Origin of the sequence: Streptomyces fulvorobeus (assembly GCF_013167895.1) — a bacterium.
Lineage (GTDB): Bacteria > Actinomycetota > Actinomycetes > Streptomycetales > Streptomycetaceae > Streptomyces > Streptomyces fulvorobeus.
Genome location: NZ_BLWC01000001.1, coordinates 544,216 through 556,016, shown reverse-complemented (window position 1 = coordinate 556,016; position 11,801 = coordinate 544,216). Strand labels below are relative to the sequence as shown.

The 11,801-nt window shown below is 73.5% G+C and carries 10 protein-coding genes and 2 pseudogenes; 4 read left to right on the top strand and 8 right to left on the bottom strand.

Annotation, left to right across the window (positions count from 1 at the left end; all coding sequences use genetic code 11):
* Positions 1-38 precede the first annotated feature (38 nt).
* Positions 39-1,067, bottom strand: coding sequence for a LacI family DNA-binding transcriptional regulator (locus Sfulv_RS02290; RefSeq protein ID WP_173310787.1), 1,029 nt, complete (start codon positions 1,065-1,067; stop codon positions 39-41).
* 187 nt (positions 1,068-1,254) lie between these two features.
* Between Sfulv_RS02290 and Sfulv_RS02285 the strand changes: the two genes are divergently transcribed.
* A complete protein-coding gene (locus Sfulv_RS02285; protein ID WP_173310785.1) occupies positions 1,255-2,229 on the top strand; it encodes an ROK family protein in 975 nt (324 codons plus the stop codon).
* Positions 2,230-2,305: 76 nt separating this feature from the next.
* Here the strand turns inward: Sfulv_RS02285 and Sfulv_RS02280 are convergent, their stop codons facing one another.
* Positions 2,306-2,482 (bottom strand): DUF8839 family protein, encoded by a 177-nt coding sequence (locus tag Sfulv_RS02280; RefSeq protein WP_173310783.1) that lies wholly within the window; start codon positions 2,480-2,482, stop codon positions 2,306-2,308.
* Between the two features lie 220 nt (positions 2,483-2,702).
* On the opposite strand from Sfulv_RS02280, the pseudogene Sfulv_RS02275 reads away from it, so the two are divergent.
* Positions 2,703-3,738: pseudogene (locus tag Sfulv_RS02275) on the top strand (NUDIX domain-containing protein).
* On the opposite strand, the pseudogene Sfulv_RS02270 reads toward Sfulv_RS02275, so the two are convergent.
* Together Sfulv_RS02270 and Sfulv_RS02265 are read right to left on the bottom strand one after the other, a co-directional pair.
* Positions 3,707-4,464 (bottom strand): annotated as a pseudogene (locus tag Sfulv_RS02270) (MBL fold metallo-hydrolase). The pseudogenes Sfulv_RS02275 and Sfulv_RS02270 sit on opposite strands and share 32 nt — an antisense overlap.
* A 154-nt stretch (positions 4,465-4,618) precedes the next feature.
* A complete protein-coding gene (locus Sfulv_RS02265; protein WP_173310781.1) occupies positions 4,619-5,983 on the bottom strand; it encodes a dipeptidase in 1,365 nt (454 codons plus the stop codon).
* 195 nt (positions 5,984-6,178) lie between these two features.
* Here Sfulv_RS02265 and Sfulv_RS02260 point away from each other — a divergent pair, with 195 nt between their 5' ends.
* Complete coding sequence (locus Sfulv_RS02260) at positions 6,179-7,405, top strand: geranylgeranyl reductase family protein (protein WP_173317528.1); 1,227 nt, start codon at positions 6,179-6,181, stop codon at positions 7,403-7,405.
* 71 nt (positions 7,406-7,476) lie between these two features.
* Here the strand turns inward: Sfulv_RS02260 and Sfulv_RS02255 are convergent, their stop codons facing one another.
* From Sfulv_RS02255 to Sfulv_RS02245, 3 genes are all read right to left on the bottom strand, one after another.
* Positions 7,477-7,773 (bottom strand): DUF6332 family protein, encoded by a 297-nt coding sequence (locus Sfulv_RS02255; RefSeq protein ID WP_173310779.1) that lies wholly within the window; start codon positions 7,771-7,773, stop codon positions 7,477-7,479.
* 81 nt (positions 7,774-7,854) lie between these two features.
* Complete coding sequence (locus tag Sfulv_RS02250; protein WP_173310777.1) at positions 7,855-8,610, bottom strand: maleylpyruvate isomerase family mycothiol-dependent enzyme; 756 nt, start codon at positions 8,608-8,610, stop codon at positions 7,855-7,857.
* 45 nt (positions 8,611-8,655) lie between these two features.
* Positions 8,656-9,882, bottom strand: coding sequence for an MFS transporter (locus tag Sfulv_RS02245; RefSeq protein WP_173310775.1), 1,227 nt, complete (start codon positions 9,880-9,882; stop codon positions 8,656-8,658).
* A 121-nt stretch (positions 9,883-10,003) separates the two neighbouring features.
* Here Sfulv_RS02245 and Sfulv_RS02240 point away from each other — a divergent pair, with 121 nt between their 5' ends.
* Entirely contained in the window at positions 10,004-11,218 is a 1,215-nt protein-coding gene (locus tag Sfulv_RS02240; protein ID WP_173310773.1) for an ROK family protein, read from the top strand.
* 56 nt (positions 11,219-11,274) lie between these two features.
* Here the strand turns inward: Sfulv_RS02240 and Sfulv_RS02235 are convergent, their stop codons facing one another.
* Positions 11,275-11,787: an ATP-binding protein gene (locus Sfulv_RS02235; protein ID WP_173310771.1), complete on the bottom strand. Its 513-nt coding sequence runs from the start codon at positions 11,785-11,787 to the stop codon at positions 11,275-11,277.
* Positions 11,788-11,801: the final 14 nt, after the last annotated feature.

Genomic DNA, 11,801 nt, shown 5'->3' with positions numbered 1-11,801 from the left:
CGCCGCCCGCCCGGCACGGGGTGGGCGGCTGCGTACCGTCAGACAGGCCGGAGTTCGCCGGAGCCGCGGGGCACGAGTGTGGTCGGCAGTTCGACGCGGGCCGGGGCGTGGTCGGCACCTTCGAGACGGCGGAAGAGGTGCTCGGCCGCCGTGCGGCCCACGGCGGCCGCGTCCTGGGAGATGACGGTGATGCCGAGCAGGTCGGCCAGTTCGATGTCGTCGAAGCCCACGAGCGCGACGGGGCGTTCGCGGCCGGCGAGAACGCGTACCGCCGTCACCGTCACACGGTTGTTCCCCGCGAAGAGAGCGGTGACCGGCTCCGGTCCCGCGAGCATCGCCTCGGCCGCGGCCCGGACCCTGGCGGGTTCGGTCGTCCCGAGCGAGACCCAGCCGTCGCGGACGGTGATGCCGGCGTCCGCCATCGCCGCGTGGTAGCCGCGCAGCCGCTCGGTCGCCGTGTGGATGCGCGGCTGGTCACCGATGAAGCCGATCCTGCGGTGGCCGTGCGCGATCAGATGGGCGACGCCTTCGCGCGCGCCGCCGAAGCTGTCGGAGAGGACGATGTCGGCGTCGATGCGCCCGGCCGGGCGGTCCACGAAGACGGTGGCGATGCCCGCCTTTATCTCGGGCTCCAGATAGCGGTGGTCGTCGCCCGCGGGGATCACGATCAGGCCGTCCACCCGGCGGGCGCAGAGCGCCAGTACCAGCTCCTGCTCGCGCTCGGGGTCCTCGGCGCTCGAACCGTTGATCAGGAGCGCGCCGTGGGCGCGGGCGACCTCCTCGACCGCGCGGCTCAACGGCCCGTAGAACGGGTCGGCCAGATCCTCCAGGACGAGTCCGATGGAGGCGGTACGGCCCTTGCGCAGGACGCGCGCGCTGTCGTTGCGGCGAAAGCCGAGGGCGTCGATCGCCTCCTGGACACGGCGTTCGGTGTCGGGCGTGACGCCGGCCTCGCTGTTCACCACCCGGGACACCGTCTTCAGGCCCACTCCGGCGCGGGCTGCCACGTCTTTCATGGTCGGCCGGTTGCCGTAGCGGCTCGCGGGGTGACGGGCGGTCTCGGCCACGGTGCGCTGTCCTGTCCTCGGGTACGGGTCGCCGTCCGGCGGCCCGCGCGGGCGGTGCCGGGGAGCGGCCGGAGGCTGTGGCGACGAGCATAGGCCCTGGACAACGTTGTCAGCTGAGTGGAGACCGTGCAGACTGTGGGCTGAACCCGCAGGTCCGCCCACCTCACCCTCCGGAGATCCCACACCGATGGATACCGACCTCGTCGCCGCGCTCGACATCGGCGGCACCAAGATCGCCGGCGCCTTGGTGGACTGCGAAGGCGCTCTCCTCGTACGGGCGCAGCGGCCCACACCCGCCCGTGACGGTGCCGAAGCGGTGATGAGGGCCGTCGCGGACGTCCTGGCCGAGCTGCGGGCGTCCTCGTCCTGGGGCCGGGCCCGGACCGTCGGGATCGGCAGCGCGGGCCCCGTGGACGCGTCGGCCGGCACGGTCAGCCCGGTCAACGTCCCGGCCTGGCGCGGCTTCCCCCTCGTCGACCGGGTGGCCGCGGCGACCGGCGGGCTGCCCGTCGTGCTGGTCGGTGACGGGGTCGCGATGACGGCGGCCGAGCACTGGCTCGGCGCCGCCCGGGGATACGACAACGCGCTCTGCCTCGTCGTCTCCACGGGTGTCGGCGGTGGTCTGGTCCTGGGAGGGAAACTGCATCCGGGCCCCACGGGGAACGCCGGTCACATCGGGCACATCTGCGTGGACCTCGACGGCGATGTGTGCCCGTGCGGCGCGCGAGGCTGCGTCGAGCGCATCGCCAGCGGGCCGAACATCGCGCGCCGCGCCCTGGACGCCGGCTGGATTCCCGGACCGGACGGCGACTCCACCGCCGCGGCCGTCGCCGCCTCGGCCCGCGCCGGGGACCCGATGGCCATCGCCTCATACGCCAGGGCCGCGCAGGCGCTCGCCGCCGGGATCGCCGCCACGGCGACGCTGGCCGAGATCGACATCGCGGTGATCGGCGGGGGAGTGGCCGGAGCGGGCGAGGTCCTCTTCGAGCCGCTGCGGCGCTCCTTGCGCGACTACGCCACGCTCTCCTTCGTCCGCCACCTCACCGTGGCGCCCGCGGTCATGGGCACCGACGCGGGGCTGGTGGGCGCGGCGGCCGCGGCGTGGGCGTCACAGGAGAAGGGCGCGGGAGCGCCGACACCTCAGGCCGCGGCTCTGCGGTAGCGGCCGCACGCGGTCTTCCCCAGGGCCCGGTTCGTCAGGCAGGCCCCCCCTTGTCAGTGGCCTGCCGGGCGTCAGGTCAGCGGCCCCGGTCGCCGGCCTGCTGCGGCACGACCACCAGGAAGACGTCCTGCTCCAGGTCCATCACCACCTCGGCCGCCATGCCCTCACCGCGCCGGGCCTCGGCGAACTCCTCCGCGGGCCGGCTGCCCCGCGGTCCGCCTGCGGGAAACTGCTCAAGCACTGTCCGGCGCACGGCGCGGCTCCCTCGTGGTTCTTGTCGCGACGCAGGCTCCAACGACGTCCGGCCCTTCTCGTTACGGCTGCTTCCTCCGGGCCCCGGCGTCGGGGCTCCCCTGGCGGGACGCCCTCCGACGGACCCGCCGGCCGGGCCACCGCGGCGGTGTCGCCCTGACGGGGTTTCCCCGGCAGGGTGTTGCGGGCAAGCCACAGAGGGCTACGGAAGAGGGGGTACCGTGATCGTCTGGATCAACGGGGCGTTCGGCGCGGGCAAGACGAGCGCCGCGTACGGACTGATCGATCTGCTCCCGGACAGCAGCGTGTACGACCCCGAGCTGACCGCTGAGGCGCTGGCCCGTCTGCTGCCGCAGAAGAAGCTCGCCGAGGTGACCGACTTCCAGGAGCTGCCGATCTGGCGGCGGCTGGTGGTGGACACGGCCGCCGCGCTCCTCGCCGAGCTCCCGGGCGTGCTGGTGGTGCCGATGACCCTGTTGCGGCAGGAGTACCGCGACGAGATCTTCGGGGACTGGCCGCCCGGCGCATTCCTGTGTGCCATGTGCTGCTCGCCCCAGAGGAAACGATCCTGCGGTCACGTATCGCCGGGCGTGGGCCGTCCGCCGACGACCTCGATTCCGGCGAGCGCGCACAGGCACGGGCCGTGGAGCACATCGAGCCCTATCGGGCGGCCCTCGGCTGGATCACCGCCGACGCCCACACGATCGACACCAGCGCCCTCACCCCGTACGAGACGGCCGAGCGGATAGCCGAAGCGGTACGCGGCGGGGCGGCCGGGGTGTGCGAGATCGTCCAGACCCCGGAGCCCACCGCGGAGACGGTCGCCGCCGGGGTCCTGTTCTTCGACGAGGAGGACCGGGTCCTGCTCGTGGACCCGACGTACAAGCCGGGCTGGGAGTTTCCCGGCGGTGTCGTGGAACCGGGCGAGGCGCCCGCGCAGGCCGGAATCCGTGAGGTCGCCGAGGAGCTGGGGCTGCACCTGACCACCGTGCCGCGACTCCTGCTCGTCGACTGGGAGGCGCCCCGGCCCCCGGCTGCGGCGGACTGCGCTTCCTCTTCGACGGTGGGCTGCTGAGCCAGGAGGCGGCCGGAAAGCTGGTCCTGCCGGACGCGGAGCTGCGCGGCTGGCGTTTCGTCACCGAGGAGGAGGCAGCGTCACTGCTGCCGCCTCTGCGTCACGAACGGCTGCGGTGGGCGCTGCGGGCCCGGGAGCGCTCGACGGTGCTCAATCTGCAAGCGGGCGTGCCGGTGGGCTGACGGGCGCCGCGCCGCCCGGGCGGTCAGGCCCGGACTCCTCCTGGGCCCGCTCGGCCGCTGCGCGCAGGAGCGCCGCCGCGTCGGTGGTGAGCGGGTCGCCGTGACCGAAGCAGGCGGTGGACGGCGCGAGCGCGGCCAGCCGCCCGAACGAGGCCACGGCCTGCGCGGGGTCGATGTTCATGACCCCCAGGATCACGCGGTCCACGGCGGCCACGCAGTCACCGGTGAACAGCACCTCGTGGCGCGGCAGGTGGATTCCGATCGAGCCGGGGGTGTGTCCGGGGGAGTGGACGACCCGGGCCCCGCCGCCGAACGGCAGCTCGTCGCCGTCCTCCAGTTCGTGGTCGACCCGGGTGGGCGGAGCCGCGGGAACGGTCAGCCCGTGCTCGTGCAGCGGGCGCTCCCAGTCCAGGAGTACGGGATCGGGCACCGGCTCGTCACCCCGGATCATGGGGCGTCGAGCCGGTGCGCCAGGATGTCGGCGCCGTACCTGTCGGCGAGCTCCTGAGCGGCGCCGTAGTGGTCGCGGTGGCCGTGGGTGATGACGATCCGGTTGATGCCCGCCGGGTCGAGGCCGAGCCCGCGTACCGCGTTCTCGACGGCGGGCGCCGCCCCGATGTCACCGGCGTCGATCAGCGTGAGGTCCGTGCCGTCCTGCCAGAGGTACGCCTGGCCGATGCGGAAGCGGAACATGTGCAGGCTGGGGAGTACTTCGACGAGATCCATGGGGCGAACGTAGGCGTGGGCGCGGTGCAGCCGCACGCGATTCTGCTCGTGGCGACTTCGCCGAGAGCCTGACCGGCGGCCGCGCCCCCGTGGTCGGGCTCTCGGCGAGGATCTGCCCCGGCACAGACCGGTCTCGAACCGGACCTGCTCCCTCTCAGCCCTTCTTGAGCTCCGCGTAGTTCCGCAGGAACAGTGCCTCGGCGACCGAGAGCCGTTCCAGCTCCTCGGGCGACACGCTCTCGTTCACCGCGTGGATCTGGGCCTCGGGCTCGCTCAGGCCGATCAGCAGGATCTCCGCGTCCGGATAGAGGCCCGCGAGGGTGTTGCACAGCGGGATGGAGCCGCCCATGCCGGAGGACTGCATCTCCTCACCCGGGTACGCCAGCCGCATGGCGTCCGCCATCGAGGTGTACGCGGGGCTGCTGATGTCGGCGCGGAACGGCTGTCCCTGGCCGACCTGCTCCACGGCGACCCGCGCCCCCCACGGGGCGTGCGACTCCAGATGCGCGGTGAGCAGCTTCGTCGCCTCGGCGGCATCCTGGCCCGGCGGAACCCGCAGGCTGATCTGGGCCCTGGCGCTCGCCTGGAGCGAGGGGGTGGCGCCCACGACGGGCGGGCAGTCGATGCCGATGACGGTGACGGCGGGCCGTGCCCAGATGCGGTCGGCGACGGTGCCCGTACCGATCAGCTCGACACCGTCGAGCACCTTCGCGTCCTTGCGGAACTCCGCCTCCGGGTACTGCAGGCCGTCCCACGGCGCGCCGGTGGTCAGACCGTCGACCGTGGTGGTGCCGTCCGGGGCGCGCAGCGAAGCCAGCAGCTCGATCATCGCGGCCAGGGCGTCGGGAGCCGCGCCGCCGAACTGGCCCGAGTGCAGATTCCCTTCCAGGGTGTCCAGCCGCACCCGGAGCATCGTCATCCCGCGCAGCGTCGAGGTGACCGTGGGAACACCGACCCGGAAGTTGCCGGTGTCACCGATGACGATCGTGTCGGCGCCGAGCAGCTCGGGGTGCGCCTCCGCGTACCGCTCCAGACCGCCGGTGCCCTGCTCCTCCGAGCCCTCGACGATCACCTTGACCGAGACCGGGACGCCGCCGTGCGCCTTGAGGGCGCGCAGCGCGAGCAGGTGCATGATGAAGCCGCCCTTGCAGTCGGCGGCGCCGCGCCCGAACCACCTGCCGTCGCGCTCGGTCAGCTCGAACGGCGGGGAGAGCCACGCGGACTCGTCGAGCGGCGGCTGAACGTCGTAGTGCGCGTAGAGCAGGACGGTCGGAGCACCTGCGGGGCCGGGCAGGAAACCGTAGACGGACTGGGAACCGTCAGGCGTGTCGAGCAGGGCGACGTCCTGGAAGTCCTCGGCGCTCAGCGCGTCGGCGACCCAGCGGGCGGCCCCCTCGCACTCACTCCGCGGGAACTGCGCGGGGTCCGCCACCGACCGGAACGCCACCAGCTCGGACAGCTCCCGCCGGGCGCGGGGCATCAGCGAGGCGACGGTCTCGGAAATCGGACGGGCGGTCATGGGCACGCTCCTCGTGGGTGCGACGTTGTGTGTACGGCGCGGTGGTGTGCGCGCCTCGTGGGTGACACCGTGGGTGCGGCGTCGGACGTACGACAAAGCATGGCTGATCCTCCCACAGGGAGGTCCGGCCGCACCGCGCCGTAGGATGCCGTGAGCAGCTGGGGCCACTGGTCGGATCAGGAGCAGAAGCACATCGTGAGCAGCGAGAACGCAGACGCCGGACGTGAGCACGAAGAGCAGTCGGTACCGGAGTCGGTATGGGACGTGGTCGTAGTCGGCGCGGGCCCGGCCGGAGCCTCCGCGGCGTACGCGGCGGCCGTGGCGGGCCGGCGGGTGCTGCTGCTGGAGAAGGCGGAACTGCCCCGTTACAAGACGTGCGGCGGCGGAATCATCGGATTTTCGCGCGACTCGCTGCCTCCGGGCTTCGAACTGCCCCTGCGGGACCGTGTCCACGCGGTCACCTTCTCCCTCAACGGGAAGTTCGCCCGCACCCGCCGTTCCCGGCGCATGCTCTTCGGGCTGATCAACAGGCCCGAGTTCGACGCGGGCCTGGTGGAGCACGCGCAGAAGGCGGGCGCCGAGCTGCGCACGGGGGTCGCGGTGGTGCGCGTCGAGCAGCACGGGTCCGCCGTGCCGGACCGCCGTACGGTCGCCGTGGTGCTGACCGGGGGCGAGACCGTGCTCGCCCGGGCGGTCGTGGGCGCCGACGGCAGTGCGGGCCGGATAGGAGCACATGTCGGCGTCAAGCTCGACCAGGTGGATCTCGGCCTGGAGGCGGAGATCCCCGTCCCGGAGACGGTCGCGGAGGACTGGGCGGGGCGGGTGCTCATCGACTGGGGCCCGATGCCCGGGAGTTACGGGTGGGTCTTCCCCAAGGGCGACACGCTGACGGTCGGGGTGATCTCGGCACGCGGCGACGGCGCGGGGACCAAGCGGTATCTGGAGGACTTCATCGCCCGGCTGGGTCTCGCCGGCTTCGAGCCGACGATCTCCTCCGGCCACCTCACCCGCTGCCGCAGCGACGACTCGCCGCTCTCTCGGGGGCGGGTGCTGGTGTGCGGTGACGCGGCGGGACTGCTGGAGCCGTGGACCCGGGAGGGTATCTCCTTCGCCCTGCGCTCCGGTCGCCTCGCGGGTGAGTGGGCGGTGCGGGTCGCGGAGGCGCACGACGCGGTGGACGCGCGGCGCCAGGCCCTCAACTACGCCTTCGCCATCAAGGCCGGTCTCGGCGTGGAGATGAGCGTCGGCCGTCGCATGCTCAAGCTGTTCGAGCGCCGCCCCGGAGTGCTGCACGCGGTGCTGACGGGATTCCGGCCCGCCTGGACGGCGTTCGCCGGAGTGACCCGGGGGACCACCTCGCTCGCCGAGCTGGTCCGCACCCACCCGCTCGCGCAGCGGGCCCTGTCCGCGATGGACCGGTAGGGCCTCTTGGCCGACCGGTCCGAGGAGGCGTGCGGCGCGTTCCAGGGAGCGGGCCGGCTCGTCGTGCCCGCCTACGGGCCGGGGCCCGGGCGGCCCGGCCGGGGCGAGGGCTCCGAGGGGAGTTCACGCGCCCCGGAGCGGTTCGGGAACCGCCACAGGACGTGGACGAGGCGGGCGGTGAAGGCGAGTGCCGCGACCGCGCCGCCGATCATGCCGAGGACGCGCTCGACGGCGACCGGCAGATCGAGGACGAGAGCCGGGGAGACGACGCCGAGGAATCCGGCCGCCGCCACGAAGCAGGCGCTCACCAGGGCGTAGCCGGTCTCGACGGTGATGGCGTCGCGCTCCTCCTGGCTGCGTCGTCCCATGCCCCGAAGTGTCACAGGGGGTGGGGGCCGGGGCAACAGGGCCTTCGCGCCCACCCGCCGTCTCGGGGCGGCCGTCCTCCGTCATGACCAGGTGACCCCCGAGTTCTCCGCCCAGAGCCGGGCCGGTCGCGTGTCGCCGCTGAGGGTGACGGCCGACAGCGGAAGCCGGTTCCAGAGCGCGAGGTACAACTGCTCGGCCGTACCGCCCAACTCGCAGTCGACAGGCTCCGGTTCCGCGTGCTCCCCGTCGCGTACGGCCTGCGGCGGCTCCGCCGACAGACGTACCGTCCACGCCGCGTCCGCGTCCGTGGCCCGTACCCGCAGCGTGCAGGGTGTGCCGGTCCGCACCCGGCTCTTCGGCCGGGCGTGGAAACAGGTGAGCAGTTCGTCGATGCCGTCCAGCGCGAGAGCTGTCCCGACCGGGGAGAGCGGCCCGCCGAGCGCCGATTCGGCGTCCACCCGGTGCACCGTGGTCTCGTGGGCCTGACGTCGCGCCCAGAACGCGAGCGGTGAGGGCGCGGGCATGAACGACCAGCAGTCCAGGCCGGCGGGCGCGGCCGTCAGCGCCTCGACGAGCAGCCGGTGCCCCTCACGGAACCAGTCGGTCAACTCCACGTCGTCCAGGTCGGGTTCACCCCCATCGGGGTGGTACGCCGTGTGGCCTTCGGCCACGAACGCGGTGGCCCAGCGGTGCACCATGCCGGTGTGGCGCAGCAGATGGCGCACCTGCCAGTCGGGGCAGGCCGGTACCGGGGCGTCCGGTCCCGCCTCCTCGGCCGCGGCCGCCAGTGAAAGGCCCGCGTCGGACAGGGAGGTGATGTGCTCGGCGATCTCCATGCCGGGATTCTGCCAGCGGCGGGTGCCGTACGGCCCGGCACTTTCTCAGGCGTGGGTGGTGGCGTTGCGTGCGCCGTATCCGAGCACGGCGGCGGCCGCTGCCAGCAGGGCCACCGTCGTCAGCGCGACCGGCAGGGAGAACCAGTCGGCCAGGAAGCCGATGGCCGGCGGGCCCAGCAGCATTCCGCCGTAGCCGAGCGTCGACGCGGCGGCGACCCCGCTGGGACCGGCGAGCTCGCCCGCCCGGCCGACCGCGACGGGGAAGATGTTGGCCAGCCCGAGACCGGTGACGGCGAAACCGGCGAGGGCGAGCCAGGTGGTGGGCGCGAGCGCCCCGAGCAGCATGCCCGCCGCGGCCGTAGCGCCGCCCAGGGTCAGTGTCCGGGTCTGGCCGAGCCGTTCCAGCATGGCCGTGCCGCTGAGCCGGCCGATCGTCATGGTCAGGGCGAACAGGGAGTATCCGGCGGCGGCGAGACCGGGTGCGGCCTTGAGATCCTGCGCCAGATGCAGGGCGCCCCAGTCGGCCAGCGCGCCTTCGCCGTACGCGGTGCACAGGGCGATCACGCCGAAGAGGAGGACGATACGGCGGGCCCGCCCGCGCAGCCGCCGCGGGGGAGCGGCTGCGGGCCGACCGGCGGGGGCGGCCGGCGAGGAGGCTTCCTTGTGGCGCAGCAGCACCGGCCCGGCGACCGCGGTCACCGCGAGCCCTGTGCAGGTGAGCACCGTCAGATGGGTGGCCGCGGAGAGGCTTCCCGCGACCAGTCCGCCTATCCCGGCGCCGATCATGCCGCCGAGGCTGAAGGCGGCGTGGAAGCTCGGCATCACCGGGCGGCCGAGGGTGGCCACCACGTCGACGGCGGCGCTGTTCATGGCGACGTTCGCACCGCCGTACGCGACACCGAACACCAGCAGTACCAGCCCGAGAGTGAGCGGCGAGTGGGTCTGCGCGGGCAGCGCGACGCTCAGGGAGAGCAGGACGGCGCAGGCCAGGGTGGTCCCGTGGCTTCCGTAGCGGCGGCAGAGCGCGCCCGTGAGCATCATGGTGATCACGGCCCCGGCGGAGACCCCCAGGAGGGCGAGCCCGAGGGTGGAGGCGGTGGCGCCGGTCTGGTGCTTGATGGCCGGGATGCGGACCACCCAGCCGGCGAAGAGGAAACCGTCGAGGGTGAAGAACACGGTGAGGGCGGTACGGAGTCGGGCCGCCGAAGGTGGGGCGGTGTCTCCGCCAGATCCCCCCGGTAGGGCCGTCCGCAGTTTGTTTAGTTGCGGCACAAACTCAGCATAGGGGTGCCGCGACGACCGGCGCAAGACGGCCGCCCGGTACGGGCCCCGGCGGCCACCGCACGGCACCTGAGCGTCGGCGAGCGCTCCGGACCATGGGAGACTCGCCCCCATGAACGGCAAGGCGACCACCACCCGGACGAAGTTGGAGCGGGGCCGCAGCGCGCTCGGACCCGCGCTGGAACTGGTCCACACCGGGCGCGCGCCCACACGCGCCGTCCTGACCTCCGAACTCGGCGTCACCCGCGCCACCGCGGGCGCTGTCGCCGCCGAGCTGGAGGCGCTCGGGCTCATCCGCGTCGACTCGAGCCCGGGCTCGGCCGCCGGCTCGCAGGGCCGCCCCTCGCACCGGCTCGCCGTCAGCGGGACCGGCCCGGTGGCCCTCGCCGCCCAGGTCCACGCCGACGGATTCCGTGCCGCGCTCGTGGGACTCGGCGGCCGCATCGTCGCCACCGCACCCGGCTGCGTCGCCGTCATGGCCGACCCCGCCCAGGTGCTCGGAGAGGTCGTCGCCGCCGGCGCCCAACTGCTGCGCGACACCGGGCTGCGCTGCGTGGGCGCCGGCCTCGCGGTGCCCTCCGCAGTCGCCGAACCGGAGGGCACGGCCCTCAATCCGCTGCACATCGCCTGGCCCGCCGGGGCCCCCGTCCGCGAGATCTTCGCCGAGTGCGTCCGCGAGACGGGCATCACCGGCCCCGCGTTCACGGGGAACGACGTCAACCTGGCCGCCCTCGCCGAACACCGGCACGGCGCGGGGCGCGGCGCCCAGCACCTGCTGTGCGTCGCCACGGGGCACCGCGGTGTGGGCGGCGCCCTGGTCCTCGACGGACGTCTGCACAGCGGGAGTTCCGGGCTCGCGCTGGAGGTCGGGCACCTCACGGTGAACGCGGACGGGCGGCCCTGCCACTGCGGCGGACGCGGCTGCCTGGACGTGGAGACCGACCCGCTCGCCTTCCTCACCACCGCCCGCCGGGAGCCGGGGCCTGAGGAGTCGCTGCTCAAACAGGCCGGTGATCTGCTGCGTACGGAGTACGACGACGCCGCCGTACGCAACGCGGCCGAGGAACTGATCGACCGGCTCGGCCTGGGCCTCGCCGGACTGGTCAACATCCTCAACCCGGACCGCATCGTCCTCGGCGGACTCCACCGGGACCTCCTCGACGCCGACCCGGAGCGGCTCCGCGCGGTGGTCGCGGACCGCAGCCTGTGGGGGCGCAGCGGCAGTGTGCCGATCCTGCCGTGCACCCTGGCGCACAACAGCCTGGTGGGCGCGGCGGAACTGGCCTGGCAGCCGGTGCTCGACGACCCGCTCGCCGCGCTCACCTGACAGGGCCTACGCTTCCCGGACAGCGACCCTCCGCGCCGCCCCTAGGCGCCCCCTGGTCAGCCGACGACGGCCGACCGGGCAGGCGTCTGCGCGGCCGTCCCGAGGTTCGCGGAGGCGAACGGGCCGTCGGTGGTCGACCCGTACACCGCGAGCGGTGGCAGTGTCGACGTACCGCACGGAGCGGGCAGGGTGAACCAGACGGCCTTGCCCGTGCCGTCGGCGGGCCGCACACCCCAGCTCTCGCTGACCGCGGCGATCAGTGCCAGACCGCGCCCCGAAGTGGCGTCCGCGCCGGGAGCGCCCACCGTCGGCAGGCGCGGGTCGTGGTCGTGGACGGAGACCGTCAGACGGTCGAGCAGCAACTCGATCTCCACGGTGCATGACTTGTCCGGCTGGGCGTGCCGGTGGACGTTGGTCAGCAGCTCGGTGACGCCCAGCGCCGCATGGTCGATCAGAGGATCGAGATGCCAGTAGCGCAGTTGCGCCGAGATGATTCTGCGGACCTGACCGATCCGCGGCGGCAGGGCCTGGAGCTCCACCGCGCAGTGCCTGCTTGGCTCGCTGATCACGGCTGCGACTCCCC